The following is a 22,552-nucleotide window of genomic DNA, read 5'->3' as shown; positions in this document are numbered from 1 at the left end:
TCAGTGCGCGCCGCTGGCGTGCAGCAGGAAGTCGAGCGCGTGCGGCGCCCACAGGCCGAAGGCCGAGAAGATAACGCCGACAAGCCCAACCAGCCCCGACAGCCAGCCGAGCACGACCATGCCGGTGATGACTTCGGCCGAGGCCAGCACGATGCCGATCTGGAACGCCGCCGAGCCCAGTTCGAACTGATGGTAGCGCGCGAGCTGGTAATCGCGCTGATGCTCGTAATTCAAGGCCAGTTCGCGCAGTTCCTTGCGACCATCCTTCTCCTTGGGATCGGATTCGTAGCGCATTGCCGTCGCACGCCAGGTCTCGATTTGCTTTTCCATCGCCGCCTTGATTTCCGGCTTGTCGATCGACGGTGCGATCGCTGCGAGATTGTCCGCGGCGGTCCGGATGCCGGTCTGCCGGATGGTCTTGGCCTGAAAGAAATTCCAGGTGTCGGACGCCTTGATGTTGAGACCAATGCTTTCGGTCTGCGCGCCCTTGCCGAGCGTCTCGGAGAAAGCGAGAAACAGCGCCAGCACCGATATCAGCAGCGCGATCTTTTTGTTGCCGCCGTGGGAGGCGTGCTCCGCGTGTTCGGCGTGTTCGAGGTTTTCGTGCGGTCCCGCCATGGTCGTCCCCTGTTTGGTGGAGGACGATGATCGTCCGCGCGGGCGCCGGCAAGAGCGCGCCGGCGTTGTCGACGATGAAATTACGATGACGCCCGCGGATGGGCGCTGGCATAAACTTCGAGCAGACGGGCGCTGTCGACGGCGGTGTAAATCTGAGTGGTCGACAGCGAGGCGTGGCCGAGCAATTCCTGGATCGAACGCAGGTCGCCGCCGCGCGCCAGCAAATGCGTGGCGAAGGAATGGCGCAAGGCATGGGGCGTTGCCGTGTCCGGCAGACCGAGCGCGCCGCGCAGCGTCGCCATTGCCAGTTGCACGATGCGCGGGCTGAGCGGTCCGCCTTTGGCGCCAACGAACAGCGGGCCCTCCGGTGGCTGCACATAAGGACAAATCGCGAGGTAATCGGCGATGGCCTTGGTGACCTGAGGCAGCACCGGCACCATGCGCGTCTTGTTGCCTTTGCCGGTAACGGTGAGCGCGTCCTTGCCATTCGCGTCGCCGCGCTTGAGGCCGAGCGCTTCCGAAATGCGCAGGCCGCAGCCATAAAGCAGCGCCAGCACAGCGGCATCGCGCGCCAGGATCCAGGTCTCGCGATCCTCGCCGGCGCGCAGATCGATGTCGGTCATCTGTTTGGCGGCCGATGCGGCGAGCGGCTTGGGCAGTGTGCGGCCTGCCTTCGGCGCGCGGATGGCCGCGAGCGCGCCGACTTTGCCTTTGCCGTTGCGCTCAAGGAAGCGGACGAAGGAGCGGGCTCCGGCCAGTGAGCGCATCAAGGTACGATTGCCGGCGCCGTCGGCCCGCCGCGCCGCCATGAAGGCGCGGACATCGGCCGGGGTGATTTTCGCCAGAGATTTCAGCGATGGCGGACCGCCGAGGTGCTCGGCCAGAAAGCCGAGGAACTGGCCGACATCGCGCTCATAGGCCTCCAGCGTCTTCGGCGACATGCGCCGTTCCGCGCCGAGATAGGCGCGCCAGCGGCCGATTTCGGCGGCGACGTCGGGGGCGATGGCGATCGTGAGGCTCATGGCGCCAAAGAGCCTAGGCGCGCCCGGTTAAGACCTTCCTTCTGGCCCCTGAATCGGCCTAGACCCGCCTCTATGACCACGCGCATTGTCGATGTTCTGGTGCCAGTGGCGCTCGACCAGGCCTATTCCTACCGGGTGTCGGCGGGGATGGAGGTCGCGCCCGGCGATGTCGTCGCCGTGCCGCTCGGACGGCGCGGCGAGACCGTGGGCGTGGTCTGGGCCGAAAACCCCAATCCCGCGCCCGGCCTGCACAACCGCCTCAAGGACATCGCGGCGAAGATCGACGTGCCGCCGCTGAAGAGCGAGCTGCGCACCTTCATCGACTGGGTGTCGGGTTACACGCTGGCCTCGCGCGGCATGGTGCTGCGCATGGCGCTGCGCATGGGCAATGATCTCGGGCCCGCGCGCGAGCGCGTCGGCGTCCGCCTCGTCGGCCCGCCGCCGCAGCGCATGACGGTGGCGCGCCAACGCGTGCTGCGCGCGCTGGAAGACGGCATGGTGCGCGCCAAGGGCGATGCCGCGCGCGAGGCCGGCGTCTCGACCGGCGTCATCGACGGTCTTGTCGATGAGGGCACGCTGGAAACGGTGGTGCTGCCGCCGGAGAAAGTATCGCGCCAGCCCGATCCGGATTTCCGCCAGCCCGATTTCTCGCTCGGGCAACTGGCCGCTGCGGACGCGCTACGCACCACGGTCGATCAGGGCGGTTATGTTGTGTCGCTGGTCGACGGCGTCACAGGCTCCGGCAAGACGGAGGTTTATTTCGAGGCGGTGGCCGAGAACATCCGCAAGGGCCGGCAGACGCTCATTTTGATGCCGGAAATCGCGCTCACCGGCCAGTCACTCGACCGCTTCACCGCGCGCTTCGGCACCAAGCCGGCCGAATGGCATTCGCAATTGTCACCGCGCCTGCGCGCGCGCACCTGGGCGGCGGTCGCGGAAGGCGAGGTCTCGGTAGTCGTCGGTGCGCGCTCGGCGCTGTTTCTGCCTTACGCCGATCTCGGGCTTATCGTTGTGGATGAAGAGCACGAACAGGCCTACAAGCAGGAAGACGGCGCCCGCTACAATGCGCGCGACATGGCGGTGGTGCGCGGCTCGATCGCGAAGATCCCCGTCGTCCTCGCTTCCGCGACTCCCTCGGTCGAATCCGAAGTCAACGCCCGCAAGGGCCGCTATCGCCGCCTGCATCTGCCGGAACGTTTCGGCGGTGCGTCGTTGCCGCATGTCGAGGCCATCGATCTCACGCGCGAAGGCCCGCCGCGCGGCCGCTTCATCGCGCCGCGTCTCGCCGAAGCCGTCCATAACACGCTGGAGCGCGGCGATCAGGCGCTGCTGTTCCTCAACCGCCGCGGTTTCGCGCCGCTCACTCTATGCCGCGCCTGCGGCTTCCGCCTGCAATGCCCGAATTGCGACGCCTGGCTGGTCGATCATCGCTTCCGCAAAAGGCTGATCTGTCATCACTGCGGCTACAACATGCCGCCGCCGGAGGCGTGCCCGAACTGCCACGCCACCGAGAGCTTCACCGCGGTCGGCCCCGGCGTCGAACGGCTGGAGCAGGAAGCCGCCGAGCTGTTTCCGGACACGCGCATTCTCATTCTGTCGAGCGACCTCGTCGAGTCGATGGAGCGGCTGCGGCAGGAACTCGACGACGTCGCCGAAGGCCGTTTCGATATTATCGTCGGCACACAACTGGTGGCGAAGGGCCATCACTTCCCCAAGCTCAATCTGGTCGGCATCATCGATGCCGATCTGGGATTGGGCAATGGCGATCCGCGCGCGAGCGAACGGACGTTCCAGCTTCTGCATCAGGTGGTCGGCCGCGCCGGCCGCGAGGACAATCGCGGCGTCGGCTTTTTGCAGACGCATCAGCCGGAGCATCCGGTGATGAAGGCGCTGATCCTCGGCGATCGCGAGAAATTCTACGAGACCGAAATCGCGCTGCGCGAAGCGTCGGGCTATCCGCCGTTCGGCCGGCTGGCCGGCATCGTCGTCTCCGCCGACAACAAACACGACGCCGAAGGCTATGCGAAAGCCGTGGCGAAGGCGGCACCTTACAACGAGACGGTGCGCGTGCTCGGTCCCGCCGAGGCGCCCATCGCCGTGGTGCGCGGCCGCCATCGCTACCGGCTGCTGGTTAAGGCGCCGCGCGAATTCAACCTGTCGGCTTATTTGCGCGACTGGCTGAACGTCGCGCCGAAGGCGCGCGGCAGCATCAAGATGGACGTCGATGTCGATCCGATGAGTTTTTATTGACCCGTCACGGCGCTGCGCGCGTTGTACGCTCGCCGGCCCACTGATTGATGCTCAGGCTGCCGAGCACGATTGCCGCACCGAGCGATTGCACTAAAGTCGGTACGAAGCCACGAATGACGGCGTCGAGCGCGAAGGCGACCATTGGAATCAGCAGAAAGAATGGTGCCACCGCCGGCGCGCCGGCTCTGTCGACGCCATGAAACCAGAGTGCATAGGCCAGCGATGTACCGATGAGCGCGACATAGGCATAGGCGGCAATGCTCGTGATATCGAGCGAGGCGGGCACGTCGCCGATGAAGGCCGCCAGCGCCGCCAGTTCGATGCCACCGATGACGAGCTGCCAAGCAGTGAATTCGAGCAGCGGAATCGGTCGGCCCCAGCGGTTGAGCAGAACGCCGCCCAGCGCCAGCGACACCGCGGCGATCAGGCCCGCGACCGCGCCGATAAAATCGAGCACGATCCGGCCGCCGGTGAGCAAGATCATCACGCCGATGGCGCCGAGCACGACACTGGTCAGCCGCAGCAACGTCGGCCGCTCGCCGAGTAGCGGCCAGGCGATCAGCACGGTGATTATCGGCCCGAGCGATTGCAGCGTGCCGGCGACCCCGCCGGGCAGGCGCTCTGCGGCGATGAACAGGAAGGCGAAGACGATGCCGCAATTGAGCGTGCCGAGCAGCGCCACCTTGCCCCACCATTCGCGCGGCGGCAGCTCGTTGTAGAACAAGAGCAGCGGCAGGCCGCCGCCGAGCGCGCGCACCGCGCCGGTGAAGATCGGATTGTGCGGCAGTACGGTGCTGACGAAAATATAGGTGGTGCCCCAGATAGCGGCAGCGAGGGCGGCGGACAGCTTGGGGTTTATGGTTGAAAACATCGGCGAAAAATACTCCGCCGCCCGTGCCAGGCGGCGCGGACGAGCGGACGTTCCCTTTGAGATGATTGTTGCGGCCGCGGATGCGGTCTCACGCGACAGATAGTGCGATGGCCGCACCGGGAAAGGCCGCGGGCCTCGCGTTCGGCGCAAGGCAGCCCGCTGAATTCGCCTATTCGACTAAGGGCGGGTGGTCATTCCGGGGACCGAGCGAAGCGAGGGAGCCCGGAACCCATACTCCGCAGCACCGGGGTTATGGATTCCGGATCGCGGCCATAGCGCGAAAGACGCGCTGATGGCCGCGTCCGGAATGACAATTAAGTCTCGTACAGCTTCCGGGCGCTTTCGACGCTGGCGGCATAGCGCATCAGCGGCGGCTTCAAGCCCGCGGCAATGAGTTCGTGCCGCACGTTCTGCCTGGCGGCGGCGAAATAGACGTTCGCCCCGCTCCTGGCGAGCTTCTTGACGAAGGCATGCAGCGAGCGCGCCGCCGTGGTGTCGATCAGCGGCACATCGGTGAAGTCGAGGATGAGCAGTTTCGGCGTGCTCCCGATACGCTCCAGCGCCGTCAGTACATGCGCGGTGGCGCCGAAGAAGAACGCGCCGCTGATGCGATAGACCATCACATCGCGCTCGCTGGCAGCCTCGGCATCGTATTTGGTTCTGTCGGCCGTATCGGCGACGTCTTCGAGCCCGCCCGCCTGGATCTCGACCGACTCGGCCATGCGGTGCAGGAACAGGAGCGAGCCCAGCACCACGCCGACGGCGATGCCGGTGATCAGATCGACGAAAATCGTGAGCAGGAATGTCGCGAGCAGCACAGCGGCGTCGCCGCGCGAGGTGCGCAGCAGCGACCAGAACTCCTCCTTCTCCGCCATATTCCACGACACGATCAGCAACACGGCGCCCAGCGCTGCGAGCGGGATATAGCCGACCAGCGGCGCCGCCACGGCGAGGAACAGCAGCAAATAGCCACAGTGAAAGATGCCCGATATCGGCCCGCGCGCGCCGGCACGAATATTGGTCGCGGTGCGCGCGATGGTGCCGGTGACGCACATGCCGCCGAACACGATGGACGCCACATTGGCGACGCCCTGCGCGCCGAGTTCAGCATTGGAGCGGTGGCGACGGCCGCTCATGCCGTCGGCGACGACGGCCGACAATAGCGATTCGATGGCCCCGAGTAGCGCGATGGCAAAGGCGTCCGGCAGCACCGCCTGCAGCTTCTCGATGCTGAAGGCCGGCAGCGACGGCGCCGGCAGCGTGCGCGGGATTTCGCCGAAGCGTGAGGTCACGGTCGCGACATCGAGATGGAAGGCAAAGCAGATCAGCGCCGTCACGGCGATGGCGATCAGGAAGCCCGGCCAGCTCGGCCGGTAGCGGCGCAGGACAAGGATGATCGCCAGTGCCAGTGCGGTGATGGTGAGGGTCTGCCAATTGATCGTCGAGATCGCGCCGGCGATGGCTTCGAGTTTGGGCAGCAACTCGGACGGCTCTTTCGCCATGTCGAGGCCGAGCACGTCGCGGATCTGGCTCGCGGCGATGATGACGGCGATGCCGGCAGTGAAGCCGACTGTGACCGGCATGGGTATGTATTTGATGTAGGTGCCGAGGCGCAGCAGGGCGACGGCGATCAGGATCAGGCCGGCTATAATCGTCGCCAGCGCCAGCCCGTCATAGCCGTGGCGTTCGACAATAGAGGCAATCAGAACGATGAAGGCGCCGGCCGGGCCGCCGATCTGGAAGCGGCTGCCGCCGAGAAAGGAGACGAAAAAACCGCCGGCGATGGCGGTGTAGAGCCCGCGCTCCGGCGATAAGCCCGAGGCAATGGCAATCGCCATCGATAACGGCAGTGCCACCACCGCGACCGTCAGACCGGCGATGGCGTCGGCGCGCAGGTCGCGGCCGCCATAGCCCTCACGCAAAACCGTGATCAGTTTGGGCGTGAACAGTTGAACGAAAGTCGGCGAAGCAGCGCGTGAGTGACCAGACATGATGGACTCTGTTGGAAAAGCTCCGTCACCATCGCGCTTCGGACGGCTTGAACGCAACTCCGAAATTGCTCGTAAATAAAAATAGGCAATAATTCCTTTATACGTTTCAGGCCTTGCCCTTGATGCTGCCGCCCGGCACCAGCACGCAAGCCGCGGCCGCAAAGATCAGCACGAAACCGACAATGTCGGCGCCGGTCGGTCGCTCGCCGAGAACGACGATCGAGGCCGTGACGCCAACCACCGGCGCCAGTAGCGCGCCGATCGAGGCCGTCAGCGGCGATAGCCGCCCGACGATCGTCCACCACAGGAAATGGGCGAGGCCGACCCCGAACAGGCCGATATAGACAATGGCGAAGGCCGAGGTCGAACTGATCGGCCACAGGCGCGGCAGGCCTTCGAACAGCAGCGTGCCGGCCAGCAGGAAGCAAAAGCCGGACAGCAACTGCCATGCGGCATTGGCCAGCGGCGGCACCGTCACGCGCTGCCATTTCATGTAGACGGTTCCGAAAGCCCAACCGACGGCGCCGGTGACGGCATAAAGCACGAAGGCGGAAAATCCGTCCGCGAACAACGGCCACACCAGGGTGCCGACGCCGACCGCGCACAGCGTGAGGGCGAGCAGGCGAACGCGGTCGAGCCGTTCGTGCAACAGCAGCACGCTCAAGCCCGCGGTCCAGATCGGCATGGTGTAGGCGAGCATGACGGTGCGTGAAGTGGCGCCATGAAGCTGCGAAAACGCCATCAGGATGTGAAATGCGCCGACGTTGAAGAAGCCGCCGATCGCGACGTGGATACGTTCGCGCGTCGGCACGGCGAGATCGAAACCGGCGAATTTGGCCGCGACAAACAAGGTCGCGGCGCCGAGCCCTGTGCCGATCGCGCGCAGCGTCCACGGCGCGACGTCCCGCAGCGCCAGCGCGGTGGCGACCCACAGAAACCCCCAGCACAAGCCCAGCAGAATGACGGACAGGCGGGCGGCCCGGGTTTCGGCTGCTCGCGACGTTCCGTCAGGCATGATTTTTTCCCTTTCTGGTGAGGCCGGGTCGCGTCGTGCTTGCGGGGGCAATACGAGAGCGTTCGCCCATATATGGATTCGGCCGTTCCCGCTGCGGGTAAATGCGAAGGCCAGCCCTGCAATCGCGGGAAGGGCCTGCCCCGTCCGGACGCGGCGTCCCGCGTTTTGCCGCAGCACCTTTGGCCGTCTCCGGGATACCCCTTGTTGCACCGCCCCCCATCGCTGTGTTAGCTACCCCTCGATTTTCAAGGCCCGCCCGCGGGGGTTTGCCGGGCGGCCCGGAGATCGGAATTCCCTCTTGAATTCCAATAGCTTGCGCCGCCCCTTTAGGCGACGGTGTCGAGCTTGTTTAAAGTCCTAAGAGAGAGCGTGACCGTGGCGGGCGAAGATCACCCAGTTTCAGGAATGGCGGGCCGCTATGCCGGGGCCCTGTTCGAGCTGGCGCTCGAGGAAAAGGCAACCGATACCGTCAGGCAGGAGCTCGACAAGTTCGACGCTCTGATCGCAGAATCTCCCGATCTCAACCGGCTGGTCCGCAGCCCCGTTTTCGGCGCCGACGAGCAGCTCAAGGCGCTCAGCGCCATCCTCGCCAAGGCCGGCGTCTCCGGTCTCACCGCGAATTTCCTCCGCGTCATCACCACGAACCGCCGCCTGTTCGCCGTCCGCGACATGATCCGCGCCTATCGCGCGCTGGTCGCGAAGAATAAGGGCGAGGTGGTGGCGAAGGTCACCGTTGCCGAGCCGCTTAATGACCAGAACAAGGAGGCGCTCAAGGGCGCCCTCAAGTCGGTCACCGGCGGCAAGGACATCGACATGGACGTCACGATTGACCCGGCGATCATCGGCGGGCTGATCGTCAAGGTCGGCAGCCGTATGGTCGACACGTCCCTCCGCACCAAACTCAATTCGATCAAAATTGCGATGAAAGAGGCACGCTGATGGATATCCGCGCCGCAGAAATCTCCAACATTCTCAAAGAGCAGATCAAGAATTTCGGCCAGGAAGCCGAAGTTTCGGAAGTCGGCCAGGTGCTGTCCGTCGGTGACGGCATCGCCCGCGTCTACGGCCTCGACAACGTCCAGGCGGGCGAAATGGTCGAGTTCGAGAACGGCACGCGCGGCATGGCGCTGAACCTCGAAAACGACAACGTCGGTATCGTTATTTTCGGCTCCGACCGCGAGATCAAGGAAGGGCAGACCGTCAAGCGCACCGGCGCCATCGTCGACGTGCCGGTCGGCAAGGGCCTGCTCGGCCGCGTTGTCGACGCGCTCGGCAACCCAATCGACGGCAAGGGTCCGATCCAGGCCGACAAGCGCGCCCGCGTCGACGTCAAGGCGCCCGGCATCATTCCGCGCAAGTCGGTGCACGAGCCGATGGCGACCGGCCTCAAGGCCATCGACGCCTTGATCCCGATCGGCCGCGGCCAGCGCGAACTGATCATCGGCGACCGCCAGACCGGCAAGACCGCGATCGCGCTCGACACCATTCTCAACCAGAAGCCGCTCAACGCGCAGCCGGATGAGAAGATCAAGCTGTACTGCGTTTACGTCGCGGTCGGCCAGAAGCGCTCGACCGTCGCGCAGTTCGTGAAGGTGCTCGAAGAGCAGGGCGCGCTGGAATACTCGATCGTCATCGCCGCCACCGCGTCCGACCCGGCGCCGATGCAGTTCCTGGCGCCGTTCGCCGGTTGCGCCATGGGCGAGTTCTTCCGCGACAACGGCATGCACGCCGTCATCATCTATGACGATCTGTCCAAGCAGGCCGTCGCCTACCGCCAGATGTCGCTGCTGCTGCGCCGCCCGCCGGGCCGCGAAGCCTATCCTGGCGACGTGTTCTATCTCCACTCGCGCCTGCTCGAGCGCGCCGCGAAGATGAACGACGAGAAGGGCGCCGGTTCGCTGACCGCGCTGCCGGTCATCGAAACCCAGGCCAACGACGTGTCGGCCTACATCCCGACCAACGTGATTTCGATCACCGACGGTCAGATCTTCCTCGAGACCGACCTGTTCTATCAGGGCATCCGTCCGGCCGTGAACGTCGGTCTGTCGGTGTCGCGCGTCGGCTCGGCCGCGCAGACCAAGGCGATGAAAAAGGTCGCCGGCAAGATCAAGGGTGAGCTGGCGCAGTACCGCGAAATGGCGGCCTTCGCGCAGTTCGGCTCCGACCTCGACGCCACCACGCAGCGCCTGCTCAACCGCGGCTCGCGCCTGACCGAACTCCTCAAGCAGGCGCAGTTCTCGCCGCTGAAGATGGAAGAGCAGGTCGTCGTGATCTGGGCCGGCACCAACGGCTATCTCGACAAGCTCGATCTCGGATCGGTGCGCAAGTTCGAGACCGGCCTGTTGTCGCTGCTGCGCAACGAGAAGACCATTCTCGAGGACATCCGCAAGACCAACGACCTGTCGGGCGACACCGAGAAGAAGCTCAAGGAGCAGGTCGAGAAGTTCGCGGCCTCGTTCGCCTAAGGCGATCCAACGCAAGACGTGAATGCCCGGCACAAGGCCGGGCATGACGAAATAAAAGAGACCGAGAGAGCCGAAGAGACATGGCGTCACTCAAGGACATGCGCGTTCGCATCGCCGCGACGAAGGCGACGCAGAAGATCACCAAGGCCATGCAGATGGTCGCGGCCTCGAAGCTGCGCCGCGCGCAGGCGGCGGCGGAAGCCGCGCGGCCCTATGCCGAACGCATGGACCTGGCGCTGGGCAACATCGCCTCCGGCATGGCCGGTGCCGAAGGGGCGCCGAAGCTGCTGGCCGGCACCGGGTCCGACAAAGTTCACCTCCTTGTCGTCGCGACCGGCGAGCGCGGCCTCGCCGGTGCGTTCAATTCCTCGATCGTCCGTCTGGCGCGCGAGCACATCAACCGCCTCCAGTCCGAAGGCAAGACGGTCAAGATCCTGACCGTCGGCAAGAAGGGCTACGAGCAGCTCCGCCGCAACTACGAGAAGCTCATCGTCGACCGCATGGAACTGCGCGGCGTGCGCACGCTCGGTTACGTGAACGCTTCACAGATCGCCGACAAGGTTCTGGCGATGTTCGAGAAGGGCGAGTTCGATATCGCGACCCTGTTCTACGCGCAGTTCAAATCGGTGATCTCGCAGGTCCCGACAGCGCAGCAGATCATCCCGCCGAAGTTCGACGCGTCGAAGCCGGCGGCGGCGCTTGCGCCCTACGAATACGAACCCGAGGAAGAGGAAATTCTCGGCGAACTGCTGCCGCGTTACGTGGCGACCCAGATTTTCCGCGCGCTGCTCGAGAACAACGCTTCGTTCTACGGCGCGCAGATGTCGGCGATGGACAACGCGACCCGCAACGCCGGCGACATGATCCGCAAGCAGACCATCACCTACAACCGCACGCGTCAGGCCATGATCACGAAAGAACTCATCGAGATCATCTCCGGCGCCGAAGCGCTCTAAGCGCGCACGAATAGAGAGTAAGAGGACCGAACATGGCGACAAAGGCTGGTTCCAACAAGTCGGGCAAGATCACGCAGGTCATCGGCGCGGTCGTCGACGTGCAGTTCGAAGGCAATCTGCCGGCGATCTTGAACGCGCTCGAGACCAACAACGGCGGCAACCGCCTGGTGCTCGAAGTGGCGCAGCACCTCGGTGAATCGACCGTCCGCACCATCGCCATGGACGTGACCGAAGGTCTGGTCCGCGGCCAGGAAGTGACCGACACCGGTCTGCCGATCGCCGTGCCGGTCGGTCCAGGCCTGCTCGGCCGCATCATCAACGTCATCGGCGAGCCGATCGACGAAGCCGGCCCGGTGAAGTCCGAGACCCGGATGCCGATTCACGCCGAAGCGCCGAAGTACACCGACCAGTCGACCGAAGCGCAGATTCTCGTCACCGGCATCAAGGTCGTCGACCTGCTCGCGCCTTACGCCAAGGGCGGCAAGATCGGCCTGTTCGGCGGCGCCGGCGTCGGCAAGACCGTGCTCATCCAGGAGCTGATCAACAACGTCGCCAAGGCCCACGGCGGTTACTCGGTGTTCGCCGGCGTCGGCGAGCGTACCCGCGAAGGCAACGACCTCTATCACGAGTTCATCGAATCGGGCGTCAACAAGAAGGGCGGCGGCGAAGGCTCCAAGTGCGCCCTCGTGTTCGGCCAGATGAACGAGCCGCCGGGCGCCCGCGCCCGCGTCGGCCTCACCGGTCTGACCCTCTCGGAGTACTTCCGCGACCAGGGCCAGGACGTGCTGTTCTTCGTCGACAACATCTTCCGCTTCACGCAGGCGGGTTCGGAAGTGTCGGCGCTGCTCGGCCGTATTCCTTCGGCCGTGGGTTATCAGCCGACGCTCGCGACCGACATGGGCGCGCTGCAGGAGCGCATCACCACCACCACCAAGGGTTCGATCACTTCGGTGCAGGCGATTTACGTGCCGGCCGACGACTTGACCGACCCGGCGCCGGCGACCTCGTTCGCGCATCTTGACGCCACCACCGTGCTGTCGCGCGACATCGCCGCCAAGGGCATCTATCCGGCCGTGGACCCGCTCGACTCGACCTCGCGCATGCTGTCGCCGCTGGTTGTCGGCGAGGAGCACTACGCGGTGGCCCGTTCTGTGCAGCAGGTGCTGCAGCGCTACAAGGCGCTGCAGGACATCATCGCCATTCTCGGCATGGACGAACTGTCGGAAGAGGACAAGCTGACGGTGGCCCGCGCCCGCAAGATCGAGCGCTTCCTGTCGCAGCCGTTCCACGTCGCCGAAGTGTTCACCGGCGCGCCTGGCAAGCTGGTCGACCTGCAGGACACCATCAAGGGCTTCAAGGGCCTGGTGGAAGGCAAGTACGATCACCTGCCGGAAGCGGCCTTCTACATGGTCGGCAACATCGAAGAGGCGGTCGAGAAGGGCAAGAAGCTCGCGGCCGAAGCTGCTTAAGGCAACCCGCTCAAGGTAACGTAAGCCGATGGCTCTGCATTTCGAACTCGTGTCGCCCGAAAAACTCGTCTTCTCCGGCGAGGTGACTCAGGTTGACCTTCCCGGCTCCGAAGGCGACTTCGGCGTGATGGAGGGGCACGCGCCGCTGGTGACCACGCTGCGTCCCGGTATCATGACGGTTGTCGCCGGCGGCAATGCGCAGAAGATCGTTGTGCTCGGCGGCTTCGCCGAAGTCTCGGACAAGGGCCTCACCGTGCTCGCCGACACCGCCGACGCGGTGAAGGACTTCGATCGCGCCGTCATCGCCGCGCGCATCGCCGAGCTCGAGCAGCAAGCCACCAAGATGGAATCCGGCAACGAGCTCGACAAGATCATCACGCGGCTCGATCACTTCAAGGAAGTCGATCGTCATCTGACCGGCACCGCCGCGCACTGAGCGACGCGCGATCTGAAATAAAAACGCCGCCGGAGATATCCGGCGGCGTTTTTGTCTGACGATCGTCATGCCCCGCGAAGGCGGGGCATCCAGCGCTGGATTGCCCGCCTGCGCGGGCAATGACGCGGCCCGCTAGGCCGAAGCCACCGTCTGCTTCACCGGCTCCAGCGCGCCCTCGACCGTCGCATGCAGATGCGCCACCAGTCTGTCGTCGAGCTTCAGACGCGCCGCCAGCAGCGCGAGATAGGCGCGTTCGGACGGGTTATCGACGTCGATTGCCAGCAGTGACACGGTGTAAAGCTCGGCGGCTTCCTCCGGCGTGCGGGCGCAGCGCGCCACCGCATCGACGTCGAGCGGCGCGCGCAATTCGTCCATGACGAAGACCTTGTCTTCGGCGCCGACATTCATCTTGTCCATCTGCGCGAAGATGTTGGCCTGCTCGGCGGCGTCGATGTGCCCGTCGGCCTTGGCCGCCGAAATCATGGTGCGCAGAAGATTGCGTGCCAGCGACTGCTGGTCGGCCTCCTGCACCGGATTGAACGGCGTATCGGCGGGGGGCGGCAGAAGCGGCGTTTGCGCGGTGGCGGCGGGCGAGGCCTGCTTGCCGGCCTGGTAATTCTGGTAGGCGCGGTAAGCGAGCGCACCAGCGACCGCCATGCCGCCATAGGCCAGCGCATTGCCGGCGAGTTTGCGGCCGCCCTTGGAGCCGAGCAGCAGTCCTGCAAGGCCGCCGGTCAGTGCGCCGCCGCCGAACCCGCCGAGCATGTTGCCGGCCTGCTGGAGCAGATCGCCGCCGCCCTGACCGAAAGCGCCACGGCCAAGACCTTGCGGACCTTGCCCGCCTTGATTGCCGCCCTGATTGTGCCCACCCATGAACTGGTCGAGCAGGCTTTTCGCGTCGAACATCGGTTCTCCCTCGTTTAAACCAGCGAAGGAGCTAAGAGCCGATCCGGGCTTTCAAAGGACTTTATGGTGCGGCGTAATGCCCCGGCGGTCCGCGTAAACCTTCACGCGAGGCGCGAAAACGACGCCACCACCTGCTCGTAGATCGGCCGTTTAAACGGCACCACGAGGTCGGGCAGCGCTTTCATCTCGACCCAGCGCCAGTCGATGAATTCCGGCTTGTGATGGCCACCGCCGGGATGGACGATGTCGATCTCGCTATCGTTGCCGGTGAAACGCAGCGCGTACCATTTCTGCTTCTGGCCGCGATACCGGCCTTTCCACGCTTCGCCAACGATGTCGCGCGGAATGTCGTAGGCGAGCCAGTCGGCAATCTCGTCGAGCTTCTCGACCGACTTGATGCTGGTCTCTTCGTAGAGTTCACGCAGCGCGCCTTGATACGGATCCTCGCCTTCGTCGATGCCGCCTTGCGGCATCTGCCAGACGTGGGTGGCATCGACATGTTCGGGGCCACCTTTGCGGCGGCCGACGAAAACCAGCCCGGCGCGGTTGAGCACCATGATGCCGGCGCAGGGGCGGTAGGGCAGGTTGTCGTAGACGGTCTGCGAGATGTCGGTCATGCCGCGCTATATGCCGCCGGCGCGGCGAGGGTTCAAGACGACTTCGTCTTCGCCACGATCATCGAGATCGGTACCAGCACGAAGCCGCGGCTTTCGACTTTGGCCATCCATTCGGCGATGCGGGTGATGGTTCCCGGCTGGGCATTAGCGATGCCGACGGCGGTGCCGCCCTCGCGCGCGACAATTTCGAGCCGCGCCAGCGCCCGCTCGATCTCGACCGGAGTTGGCACCGCGTCGATGACGATGTCGGCTTTGGCGAAAGCCATATTGCGTGCGGTGGCGAGCTGGCCGGCGACGCTGCGCTGCGAGGCGCCGCCATCGACGAAGATCAGCCCGCGCTTGGCAGTCTCGCTCAGCACCGGCGCGAGCGCCGGCTCAGCGGTGAGGAAGCGGGCGCCCATGAAACTAACGGCACCGACATAACCTTGCATGCGGCTCATCAGCCAGTGCAGGCGGTCGATGTTCTGCTCCGGCGTCAGCGATGTCAGCAGCGTCTGCGGACCCGGGTCGTTGTCGGGATACTCGAACGGCTCCATCGGCACTTGCAGCAGCACCTCGTGGCCCTCGTCGCGGGCGCGCTCCGCAAGGCGGGCGACATCGACCGCGTAAGGCGCCAGCGCGAACGTCGCCGACGCCGGCAGCGTGAACGCATCGGCCGTGCCCGAGGCGCTGATGCCCATGCCGGTGAGTATGATGGCGATGCGCGGCCGGTCTTTCAGCGCCGGCGATAGCGGTCGTGCTTGGGCGAACACCGCAGACGGCCTGGCGCCGTCGGGGCCGATCTTCGGAATGATGCCGTAGCGGCCCTTCTCGGCGAGCTTGGCGGGATCGATATCGGCCTTGATCTCCGGCCGGGCCGGCGAGGCCGAGCCTCGCTTGCCGTCGGCCCCCTTACCGTCCGAACCTTTGCCGTCGATCGCCTTGGCCATCGCATTCTCGGCGCTGTCGGGCGCACCGGTACCGGGAATGACGACTTCCTGACGCTTGCCGCTGGAGCCATCGATAATGGTGACGGTCCTGCCGCCCTCGGGCGGCTTGGTGGCGTCGGGAATGCGGGCGACCGTGCCGCCAGCCCCGTCGACGCGGGGCTGCTCGCGGCCGGCGTTGGCGGTTCCGCCATCCGCGGCGGGCCCGAGCTTGGTCGAAACCACGGCCATCGGCTCGCCGCCGAGCGGGTCGGTCGCGACCATGGCCCAGCCGGCGACGACAATACCGCCGAGCGCCAGCACGGCGGCCAATAGCTGCGGCGCCGGCACGGGCAGCTTCGGCAGGCGGCTTTTGGGTTTGTCCTGGCCGAGCGGGGTGTTCAGATCATCCGATTCCACGGCCCGTATCCTCGCCGGCGGTGCCTTCGCGAATCATCGGCACAGTCTATCACGCAGGGAAAAGGCCAATTCTTAACGCACCGCAGTCGTTTAGGGACGCTGCGCCGGCCAACGAAAAAGGGCGGCCCTGAGGCCGCCCTTTGGGTCCGATCCGTCGCCGGAGCTTTAGTTCGGCATGGCCGTTTTGGCGCTCGGTGGGAAGGCCGAGTTGACCTGAACGCCGCGCAGGAGGTCGACCGCCATCTTGAGGGCCTTGTCGTCCTTCTCTTCCTTCGGGATGAAAGACTGCGAGCCGGTCTGTTCTTTGCCTTCGTCGCCCTTGAGATGGCCGCGCAGCGAAGCCTCGCCCTTGCTGTCTCGAGCCTTCTGATCTTCCGGCACGTCCTGCAGCACCTCGATATCCGGGGTGATGCCCTTGGCCTGGATCGAGCGGCCCGACGGCGTGTAGTAGCGCGCCGTGGTCAGCCGCAGCGCGCCGTTGCCGGAGCCGAGCGGGATGATGGTCTGCACCGAGCCCTTGCCGAACGAACGCGTGCCGAGCACGGTCGCGCGCTTGTGGTCCTGCAACGCGCCGGCGACAATTTCCGACGCTGAGGCCGAGCCGCCATTGATCAGCACGATGACCGGCTTGTGACCGGTGAGATCGCCGCCGCGGGCGTTGAAGCGCTGCGTCTCTTCGGCGTTGCGGCCGCGGGTCGAAACGATCTCGCCCTTGTCGAGGAATGCCGCCGAAACCGAGATCGCCTGATCGAGCAGGCCGCCCGGATTGTTGCGCAGGTCGAGCACATAGCCCTTGAGCTTGTCGCTGGCGATCTTCGACTTGATGTCGGCGATGCCCTTCTTCAGGCCGTCGGTGGTCTGCTCGTTGAACTGGGTCATGCGGATGTAGCCGATATCCTCGCCCTTCACCTCGGTCTTGACCGGGCGCACGCGGATGATGTCGCGCGTCAGCGTCAGTTCGAGCGGCTTGTCGGCGCCCTTGCGCATGATGGTGAGGCGGATCTTGGTGTTGACCGGACCGCGCATCTTCTCGACCGCCTGGTTCAGGGTGAGGCCCTGCACCTGGTCGTCGTCGAGCTTGGTGATGAGATCGTTGGCGAGCACACCGGCCTTGGCGGCAGGCGTATCGTCGATCGGCGCCACCACCTTGATCAGGCCGTCTTCCATCGTCACTTCGATGCCAAGGCCGCCGAACTCGCCGCGCGTCTGCACCTGCATGTCGCGGAAGCTCTTGGGGTCCATGTAGCTGGAATGCGGATCGAGATTGGTGAGCATGCCGTTGATGGCATTCTCGATCAGCTTGGTGTCGTCCGGCTTCTCGACATAGTCGGCGCGGACGCGCTCGAACACGTCGCCGAACAGATTGAGCTGCTTGTAGGTGTCGGCCACTGCCGCCCTGGCGCTGGAGCCGAAGAAGACCGCTCGCGGCTGGACAGCGACCAGCGTCAGCGCGGCACCCGCCGCGGCACCAAGCAGAATCAGGGAAGTCTTGCGCATCATCCGCGAACCTTTTCGCCTTCGCCAGCCGCCCACCATGGGCCTGGATCAACGGGGGTCCCGTTCTTACGAAACTCGATGTAGAGCACCGGTTGGCTGGAACCTGACGCCAGAATTGCGGCGATATGAGAGCCGGACCCCATGACCGCCACAGGTTCTCCGGCCAGCACGAACTGCCCTAAATCGACTGATATCCGATCCATCCCGGCAAGCAATATATGATACCCACCGCCGGCATTCAGTATCAATAGTTGTCCATAGGAGCGGAACGGGCCGGCATAGACCACCCAGCCGTCGGCCGGCGCGGTGACCTGGGCCCCGGCGCGGGTCGCCACCGTGAGGCCTTTTTCCGTTCCCCCGTTACCGTCGGGTGCACCGAAATTGCGCAATTTGACGCCGTTAACCGGCATCGGAACCTGACCGCGCAGCGAGGCGAAGGCGATCGCCGGCGCGAGGCGGCCTGGATCGCGATATGCGGACAACGCAGGTCTGCTGTCGCTTCGCGCGGCCTCTCGGGCCTCGCGCACGGCGGGGTCGAGACCGGCCTCCAGCTTGGCGATCAAATCCTTGAGATCGCCGGTCTGGCGGGCGAGTTCGGCGGCCCTGGCGCGCTCCGCCGCGAGCGCCTTTTCACGTTCGCCCTGCTGCTTCTGCCGCTCGTCGGTGAGCGCGGCGATACGGGCGCGGTCCTTGTCGAGCGCGGCGATCTCGGCCTTCAGCCGCTCGCCTTCGGCGGTAATGTTTTTGCGCAGGTTCAGCAGCTCGGCGAGGTCGGCGGCCAGCGCATCGACCTTGCCGCGCATGTCGGGCAGGACCGCGCCGAGCACCATGGCGGTGCGGACCGCCTGCAGCGCGTCCTCGGGGCTGGCGATCAGCGCCGGCGGCGGCCGGCGGCCGATTCGCTGCAGCGCCGCCAGCACTTCGCCGATCACAGCGCGGCGGTCGTCGATCGACTTGCGCACCGCTGCTTCGCGCGCGGCGAGCGGTTCCAGACGCTGCTGCGTGGCTTCGATCTTGGCTTCGGTGGCGCGCGTGCGCGCCGCGGTGTCGATGAGGTCCTGCGCCAGCTTGCGCCGGTCGGCGGAGAGTTCCTCGATCTCGCGCTTGAGCGCGGCTTCCGCTTCGGCGGACTGGCGCTGTTTCTCGCGCGCCGCCTCGAGTTCCTGGTCGCGCGCCTTGAGCTGATCGAGCGCCTGCGATTTGTCGACGGCCGGCGTCGCGTTCTGTGCCAGCGCGCCGGCCGGCAGCATCATTGCAAGCGCGCAGCCGAACGCCGCCCGTCGCAGACGGCGCGAATCAGTGGCGCGGCGTGAAGCTGTCATCGCAGCCACGTTACGCCCGCGAGGATTAGCGGCAAGTGCATTTTGCGGGCACTTTTGCCGGTGCATTGGGTCCATTCAATGTCATCAGCCCGGCCATGACAAAGGCACAGGATGCGTATCTACACCCGATGATACGGATGCCCACTCAGTATCGTCGTCGCGCGATAGATCTGCTCCAGCACCATCGCGCGTACGAGCTGATGCGGCCATGTCGCCTTGCCGAACGACAGGCGCAGATCGGCCTTGTCGCGCAGGCTTGCCGCCAATCCATCGGCGCCGCCGATCATGAAGACGACGGCCGGCTTGTTGTTCTCGCGCCAGGTCGCAAGCTCGGTGGCGAAAGCCTGGCTGCCGAGCGCGTCGCCTTTCTCGTCGAGCAGCACCACCGCCGCGCCCTGCGGAATGACATTGGCGAGCGCGATCGACTCCTCGAGCATGCGCTTCATCGCTTCGTCGGCGCGGCTTTCCTTGATCTCAATGACTTCGACCGATTTCCAGCCCAAGGCACGGCCACTCTGCGTCGCGCGCTTGGCGTAGCGCTCGGCGAGTTCGGCTTCCGGGCCCTTCATGCGGCCAATGGCGGCGACGATGATGCGCATGGTTCAGAGCCTACCACGAACTCTGTCGTCATCCTCCGCGAAAGCGGAGGATCCAGCGCTGCGGCTATTTCGGAAAGAGCTGGATCGTCCGCTTTCGCGGACGATGACAGAAAGGGGCGCTCACGCGCTCCACATGTTCTCGATGCCGTAGAAGGCGCGCACTTCGGGGCGGAAGACATGAACCAGCACACTGCCGGTATCGATGACGACCCAGTCGCCCTGGCGCAGGCCTTCGACGGCGATGCCCGTCATGCCGGCGGCTTTCAGGTCCTTGATGACGCGGTCGGCGATGGCCTGCAGATGCACGTTCGAGCGGCCGGTGGTCACTACCATGGTCTCGCCGATCGACGACTTGTCGGATAGGTCGATCACGACCGTGTCCTCGGCCTTCATTTCGTTGAGGCTGTGCAGGATCGACTTCAGCGTCTTGTCGTCAAGCTTCGGCGCCTTCGGCTTGGCGGGCTTCGGCGCCGGCGGCTTGGACGGTTTCACCGAGGCTTTGGCCAGCGCGCGAGGGCTGAGCTTGTCGCCTGATTTGGCGGCGCTCTTCTTGCCCGTGTTTTTCTTGCCCGCGGTTTTGCTCGCGCCTGATCTGGCGGCGGACTTCTTCGCCATGCCAGCGGACTTCGGTTTGGTGCGGGTGGTCTTTGCTTTTGCCATTGGTGTCAGACTAACTATTTCGCGCGTTTCCGGGAAGCCATGCTGGTCGTCAGCGGCTCATCTTTCGCCTGAGGTTCCGCTTCGGACTGGTCGCGCAATGCGCGCAAGGCAGTCGATGACAGCGTGGATTTCAGGCCATGCAGGTAAGTCCATGCCGGCGCCCGGCGCTGCGGCAGCGTGGCCGCCGCTTCTTCCGGGATACGGAATTTCGCCAGCGCCTGGCCGGCCGTGCTGTTCGAGGCATAGAGGCTCGGCCCCGGCCGGTCGACCACGACAATGGGAATGAGCTCGGCGATGGCGCGCCATTTCTGCCAGCGGTGGAAATGCCGCAGGTTGTCGGCGCCCATGATCCAGACGAAGCGCACACGCGGGCAGCGCGCGATCAGCCATTCGATGGTGTCGAAGGTATAGCGCGTGTTGATCACGGCCTCGATGCCGGTGATGTCGATGCGCGGATGATCCGCAAGCTCGCGCGCCGCCACCATGCGTTCGGCGAGCGGCGCAAGGCCGCTCGTGTTCTTCAACGGATTGCCGGGCGTCACCAGCCACCAGACGCGATCGAGCTTGAGGCGCTTCATCGCCAGGAGGCAGGCATCGAAATGCGCGCGATGCGGCGGATCGAACGTGCCGCCGAACAGGCCGATGCGCATGCCGGGAGCGTGCGGCGGAATGATCCGTTCGATGCTGGGCAAGCGCTGCTGCGCGGGCGGCGGCAAATTCACGATGTCACGGCCGCGTCTGACCGGTGCCGCGGATGCGGTACTTGAATGTCGTGAGTTGCTCGGCGCCGACCGGGCCGCGCGCATGCAGGCGGCCGGTGGCGATGCCGATCTCGGCGCCGAAGCCGAACTCGCCGCCATCGGCGAACTGCGTCGAGGCGTTGTGCAGCACGATGGCGGAATCCACTTGTGCGAGGAATTTGTCGGCCGCGGTCTGATCGGCGGTAACGATGGCGTCGGTGTGATGCGAACCGTAACGCTCGATGTGATCGATCGCGTCGTCGACGCCATTCACCACGCCGGCGGTGATGATGGCGTCGAGATATTCGGTCTTCCAGTCGTCGTCGCTCGCGGGCTTCACGCGCTTGTCGGCGGCCTGCACGGCATCGTCGCCGCGTATTTCGCAGCCGGCGTCGATCAGCATGTCGATCAGCGGTTTGAGATGCGTCGAAGCGGCGGCGCGATCGACCAGCAGCGTTTCCGCCGCGCCGCAGACGCCGGTGCGCCGCATCTTGGCATTGAGCACGATGGATTTGGCCATGGCGAGGTCGGCGGCCTTGTCGACATAGACGTGATTGACGCCTTCCAGATGCGCGAACACCGGCACCCGCGCTTCCGCCTGCACGCGGGCGACGAGGCCCTTGCCGCCGCGCGGCACGATGACGTCGAGATTGCCGTCGAGGCCGGTCAGCATCAGGCCGACCGCGGCGCGGTCGCGCGTCGGCACGAGCTGAATGGCGGCCTCTGGCAGATTGGCGTCGCGCAGGCCCTGCACCAGACAGGCATGGATGGCGCGGCTGGAATGCGTCGAGTCCGAGCCGCCGCGCAGGATCGCGGCATTGCCGGCTTTCAAGCATAGCGCGCCGGCATCCGCGGTGACGTTGGGGCGGCTCTCGTAAATGATGCCGACGACGCCGAGCGGCTCGCGCACGCGCTCGATGGTCAGGCCGTTCGGCCGCGTCCACGAATCCATCACGGCGCCGACGGGGTCGGGCAGATCGCGCACCACCTCGATGCCGGCGGCGATACCCTCGATGTTCTTTTCGGTGAGGGCGAGACGGTCGAGCATGGCCCCCGTCATGCCGCTGTTACGGGCCTGGGCGATATCCTCGGCATTGGCGGCGAGGATCGCTGGCTTCGATGCGCGGATTGCCGCAGCCATGGCGGTGAGGGCGCGATTTTTCTGCTCCGCCGGGGCGCGGGCGAGCGCGCGCGCGGCGGCGCGGGCGGCCCGGCCGACACCCGCCATCAGCTCCGTGAGGCCGGCGGAATCGGCAGTTCCGTCAATGGCTTTCATGCCCTCAAGGGCGCGTGCAGGCGCGGTCATCGGCAGCAAACCCGGCGATAATTCAACTACCCCGATACCCATGTCGGGAGCGCGGGAGGCATTCCTACCACGTCAAGTCCGATACGGCGAGATGGGCCTGAAAAGGACGTGAACTGCATTTGCGGCTGGGGATGCCGGGGATAGCGAGGATAACCGGCCGCCCGGCGAAACCCATCAAGGGCCCTACATATTGATCCGTCAACGTTCCTGACCAACCGCACAGGCCTTTTGTGGCGTTTTCCGGCCTGGCGCATGGAGGATGCGATGCCGACCAGTACCGAACGCCTGCCGGCCCGTTTTCCCGTCGGCACCAAATATGTGATCGAGGGCCGGCCCGGCCAGGTGCCGACCCGCTTCATCGAATTCCCGGATGGCACCAAGCTGCGCCTGCCGAAACGACCGGCGCCGCAGAAATCGGCCCCGGCCGGCCGCCGCTCCCGCATCAAGGGCAAGCGCGGACACTAAGTGACCGCGTCCGGGGGCAAGC

21 protein-coding genes are annotated in these 22,552 nt (G+C 65.5%); 7 read left to right on the top strand and 14 right to left on the bottom strand.

What is annotated here, in order from left to right:
- Together E8Q40_RS21555 and E8Q40_RS21550 are read right to left on the bottom strand one after the other, a co-directional pair.
- Window positions 1-618 carry a DUF4337 domain-containing protein gene (locus E8Q40_RS21555; protein WP_137046457.1) on the bottom strand — a complete coding sequence of 206 codons (618 nt, stop codon included), beginning with the start codon at window positions 616-618 and terminating at the stop codon, window positions 1-3.
- A gap of 80 nt (window positions 619-698) precedes the next feature.
- A complete protein-coding gene (locus E8Q40_RS21550; RefSeq protein ID WP_137046456.1) occupies window positions 699-1,640 on the bottom strand; it encodes a tyrosine recombinase XerC in 942 nt (313 codons plus the stop codon).
- 72 nt (window positions 1,641-1,712) lie between these two features.
- On the opposite strand from E8Q40_RS21550, the gene E8Q40_RS21545 reads away from it, so the two are divergent.
- Entirely contained in the window at window positions 1,713-3,890 is a 2,178-nt protein-coding gene (locus tag E8Q40_RS21545) for a primosomal protein N' (RefSeq protein WP_137046455.1), read from the top strand.
- Between the two features lie 4 nt (window positions 3,891-3,894).
- On the opposite strand, the gene E8Q40_RS21540 is transcribed toward E8Q40_RS21545, so the two are convergent.
- The 3 genes from E8Q40_RS21540 to E8Q40_RS21530 all read right to left on the bottom strand — a co-directional run bounded on the left by E8Q40_RS21540 (window position 3,895) and on the right by E8Q40_RS21530 (window position 7,767).
- Complete coding sequence (locus tag E8Q40_RS21540; RefSeq protein WP_137046454.1) at window positions 3,895-4,761, bottom strand: DMT family transporter; 867 nt, start codon at window positions 4,759-4,761, stop codon at window positions 3,895-3,897.
- A 314-nt stretch (window positions 4,762-5,075) separates the two neighbouring features.
- Window positions 5,076-6,752: a SulP family inorganic anion transporter gene (locus E8Q40_RS21535; RefSeq protein ID WP_137046453.1), complete on the bottom strand. Its 1,677-nt coding sequence runs from the start codon at window positions 6,750-6,752 to the stop codon at window positions 5,076-5,078.
- Between the two features lie 106 nt (window positions 6,753-6,858).
- A complete protein-coding gene (locus E8Q40_RS21530; RefSeq protein ID WP_137046452.1) occupies window positions 6,859-7,767 on the bottom strand; it encodes a DMT family transporter in 909 nt (302 codons plus the stop codon).
- A gap of 405 nt (window positions 7,768-8,172) precedes the next feature.
- Here E8Q40_RS21530 and E8Q40_RS21525 point away from each other — a divergent pair, with 405 nt between their 5' ends.
- The 5 genes from E8Q40_RS21525 to E8Q40_RS21505 all read left to right on the top strand — a co-directional run bounded on the left by E8Q40_RS21525 (window position 8,173) and on the right by E8Q40_RS21505 (window position 13,093).
- The gene (locus E8Q40_RS21525) at window positions 8,173-8,706 is read left to right on the top strand and encodes a F0F1 ATP synthase subunit delta (protein WP_370455215.1); all 534 of its coding nucleotides are present in this window, start codon (window positions 8,173-8,175) and stop codon (window positions 8,704-8,706) included.
- On the top strand, window positions 8,706-10,232 hold the full coding sequence (atpA, locus tag E8Q40_RS21520; protein ID WP_137046451.1) for a F0F1 ATP synthase subunit alpha: 1,527 nt from the start codon (window positions 8,706-8,708) through the stop codon (window positions 10,230-10,232). The genes E8Q40_RS21525 and atpA overlap by 1 nt, the downstream gene beginning before the upstream one ends.
- A gap of 80 nt (window positions 10,233-10,312) precedes the next feature.
- Window positions 10,313-11,188, top strand: a complete 876-nt coding sequence (locus E8Q40_RS21515) for a F0F1 ATP synthase subunit gamma (protein WP_137046450.1) — start codon at window positions 10,313-10,315, stop codon at window positions 11,186-11,188.
- 32 nt (window positions 11,189-11,220) lie between these two features.
- Window positions 11,221-12,657 carry a F0F1 ATP synthase subunit beta gene (gene atpD, locus E8Q40_RS21510; protein WP_137046449.1) on the top strand — a complete coding sequence of 479 codons (1,437 nt, stop codon included), beginning with the start codon at window positions 11,221-11,223 and terminating at the stop codon, window positions 12,655-12,657.
- Between the two features lie 28 nt (window positions 12,658-12,685).
- Window positions 12,686-13,093, top strand: coding sequence for a F0F1 ATP synthase subunit epsilon (locus tag E8Q40_RS21505; protein WP_137046448.1), 408 nt, complete (start codon window positions 12,686-12,688; stop codon window positions 13,091-13,093).
- Between the two features lie 132 nt (window positions 13,094-13,225).
- Here E8Q40_RS21505 and E8Q40_RS21500 read toward each other — a convergent pair whose 3' ends face one another.
- From E8Q40_RS21500 to E8Q40_RS21460, 9 genes are all read right to left on the bottom strand, one after another.
- Window positions 13,226-13,999: a tellurite resistance TerB family protein gene (locus E8Q40_RS21500; RefSeq protein ID WP_137046447.1), complete on the bottom strand. Its 774-nt coding sequence runs from the start codon at window positions 13,997-13,999 to the stop codon at window positions 13,226-13,228.
- A gap of 101 nt (window positions 14,000-14,100) precedes the next feature.
- Window positions 14,101-14,616: an RNA pyrophosphohydrolase gene (locus E8Q40_RS21495; protein ID WP_137046446.1), complete on the bottom strand. Its 516-nt coding sequence runs from the start codon at window positions 14,614-14,616 to the stop codon at window positions 14,101-14,103.
- Window positions 14,617-14,648: 32 nt separating this feature from the next.
- Entirely contained in the window at window positions 14,649-15,941 is a 1,293-nt protein-coding gene (locus tag E8Q40_RS21490) for a divergent polysaccharide deacetylase family protein (protein ID WP_137046445.1), read from the bottom strand.
- A gap of 165 nt (window positions 15,942-16,106) precedes the next feature.
- Entirely contained in the window at window positions 16,107-17,441 is a 1,335-nt protein-coding gene (locus tag E8Q40_RS21485) for a S41 family peptidase (protein WP_137046444.1), read from the bottom strand.
- Window positions 17,438-18,691: a murein hydrolase activator EnvC gene (locus E8Q40_RS21480; protein WP_370455214.1), complete on the bottom strand. Its 1,254-nt coding sequence runs from the start codon at window positions 18,689-18,691 to the stop codon at window positions 17,438-17,440. Before E8Q40_RS21480 ends, E8Q40_RS21485 begins: the two co-directional genes overlap by 4 nt.
- Before the next feature lie 188 nt (window positions 18,692-18,879).
- Window positions 18,880-19,359: a 23S rRNA (pseudouridine(1915)-N(3))-methyltransferase RlmH gene (gene rlmH, locus E8Q40_RS21475; RefSeq protein WP_137046442.1), complete on the bottom strand. Its 480-nt coding sequence runs from the start codon at window positions 19,357-19,359 to the stop codon at window positions 18,880-18,882.
- A gap of 120 nt (window positions 19,360-19,479) precedes the next feature.
- Window positions 19,480-19,974, bottom strand: coding sequence for a ribosome silencing factor (gene rsfS, locus E8Q40_RS21470; RefSeq protein ID WP_137046441.1), 495 nt, complete (start codon window positions 19,972-19,974; stop codon window positions 19,480-19,482).
- Between the two features lie 59 nt (window positions 19,975-20,033).
- Window positions 20,034-20,669, bottom strand: a complete 636-nt coding sequence (locus E8Q40_RS21465) for a nicotinate-nucleotide adenylyltransferase (RefSeq protein ID WP_246663126.1) — start codon at window positions 20,667-20,669, stop codon at window positions 20,034-20,036.
- A 76-nt stretch (window positions 20,670-20,745) separates the two neighbouring features.
- Window positions 20,746-22,065: a glutamate-5-semialdehyde dehydrogenase gene (locus E8Q40_RS21460; RefSeq protein ID WP_137046439.1), complete on the bottom strand. Its 1,320-nt coding sequence runs from the start codon at window positions 22,063-22,065 to the stop codon at window positions 20,746-20,748.
- 264 nt (window positions 22,066-22,329) lie between these two features.
- Between E8Q40_RS21460 and E8Q40_RS21455 the strand changes: the two genes are divergently transcribed.
- Window positions 22,330-22,530 carry a hypothetical protein gene (locus tag E8Q40_RS21455; protein WP_137046438.1) on the top strand — a complete coding sequence of 67 codons (201 nt, stop codon included), beginning with the start codon at window positions 22,330-22,332 and terminating at the stop codon, window positions 22,528-22,530.
- The last annotated feature ends 22 nt before the right edge of the window (window positions 22,531-22,552 follow it).

Source organism: Pseudolabrys sp. FHR47, assembly GCF_005153485.1.
Taxonomy (GTDB): Bacteria; Pseudomonadota; Alphaproteobacteria; order Rhizobiales; family Xanthobacteraceae; genus Pseudolabrys.
This window is presented reverse-complemented; position numbering and strand designations above follow the sequence as displayed.

What these genes read in the sequence shown, in the direction of transcription:
- E8Q40_RS21555 (WP_137046457.1), bottom strand. Translation starts at nt 618, where the DNA reads ATGGCGGGACCGCACGAAAACCTCGAACACGCCGAACACGCGGAGCAC.
- E8Q40_RS21550 (WP_137046456.1), bottom strand. Translation starts at nt 1,640, where the DNA reads ATGAGCCTCACGATCGCCATCGCCCCCGACGTCGCCGCCGAAATCGGC.
- E8Q40_RS21545 (WP_137046455.1), top strand. Translation starts at nt 1,713, where the DNA reads ATGACCACGCGCATTGTCGATGTTCTGGTGCCAGTGGCGCTCGACCAG.
- E8Q40_RS21540 (WP_137046454.1), bottom strand. Translation starts at nt 4,761, where the DNA reads ATGTTTTCAACCATAAACCCCAAGCTGTCCGCCGCCCTCGCTGCCGCT.
- E8Q40_RS21535 (WP_137046453.1), bottom strand. Translation starts at nt 6,752, where the DNA reads ATGTCTGGTCACTCACGCGCTGCTTCGCCGACTTTCGTTCAACTGTTC.
- E8Q40_RS21530 (WP_137046452.1), bottom strand. Translation starts at nt 7,767, where the DNA reads ATGCCTGACGGAACGTCGCGAGCAGCCGAAACCCGGGCCGCCCGCCTG.
- E8Q40_RS21525 (WP_370455215.1), top strand. Translation starts at nt 8,173, where the DNA reads ATGGCGGGCCGCTATGCCGGGGCCCTGTTCGAGCTGGCGCTCGAGGAA.
- atpA (WP_137046451.1), top strand. Translation starts at nt 8,706, where the DNA reads ATGGATATCCGCGCCGCAGAAATCTCCAACATTCTCAAAGAGCAGATC.
- E8Q40_RS21515 (WP_137046450.1), top strand. Translation starts at nt 10,313, where the DNA reads ATGGCGTCACTCAAGGACATGCGCGTTCGCATCGCCGCGACGAAGGCG.
- atpD (WP_137046449.1), top strand. Translation starts at nt 11,221, where the DNA reads ATGGCGACAAAGGCTGGTTCCAACAAGTCGGGCAAGATCACGCAGGTC.
- E8Q40_RS21505 (WP_137046448.1), top strand. Translation starts at nt 12,686, where the DNA reads ATGGCTCTGCATTTCGAACTCGTGTCGCCCGAAAAACTCGTCTTCTCC.
- E8Q40_RS21500 (WP_137046447.1), bottom strand. Translation starts at nt 13,999, where the DNA reads ATGTTCGACGCGAAAAGCCTGCTCGACCAGTTCATGGGTGGGCACAAT.
- E8Q40_RS21495 (WP_137046446.1), bottom strand. Translation starts at nt 14,616, where the DNA reads ATGACCGACATCTCGCAGACCGTCTACGACAACCTGCCCTACCGCCCC.
- E8Q40_RS21485 (WP_137046444.1), bottom strand. Translation starts at nt 17,441, where the DNA reads ATGATGCGCAAGACTTCCCTGATTCTGCTTGGTGCCGCGGCGGGTGCC.
- E8Q40_RS21480 (WP_370455214.1), bottom strand. Translation starts at nt 18,691, where the DNA reads ATGATGCTGCCGGCCGGCGCGCTGGCACAGAACGCGACGCCGGCCGTC.
- rlmH (WP_137046442.1), bottom strand. Translation starts at nt 19,359, where the DNA reads ATGCGCATCATCGTCGCCGCCATTGGCCGCATGAAGGGCCCGGAAGCC.
- rsfS (WP_137046441.1), bottom strand. Translation starts at nt 19,974, where the DNA reads ATGGCGAAGAAGTCCGCCGCCAGATCAGGCGCGAGCAAAACCGCGGGC.
- E8Q40_RS21465 (WP_246663126.1), bottom strand. Translation starts at nt 20,669, where the DNA reads ATGCGCATCGGCCTGTTCGGCGGCACGTTCGATCCGCCGCATCGCGCG.
- E8Q40_RS21460 (WP_137046439.1), bottom strand. Translation starts at nt 22,065, where the DNA reads ATGACCGCGCCTGCACGCGCCCTTGAGGGCATGAAAGCCATTGACGGA.
- E8Q40_RS21455 (WP_137046438.1), top strand. Translation starts at nt 22,330, where the DNA reads ATGCCGACCAGTACCGAACGCCTGCCGGCCCGTTTTCCCGTCGGCACC.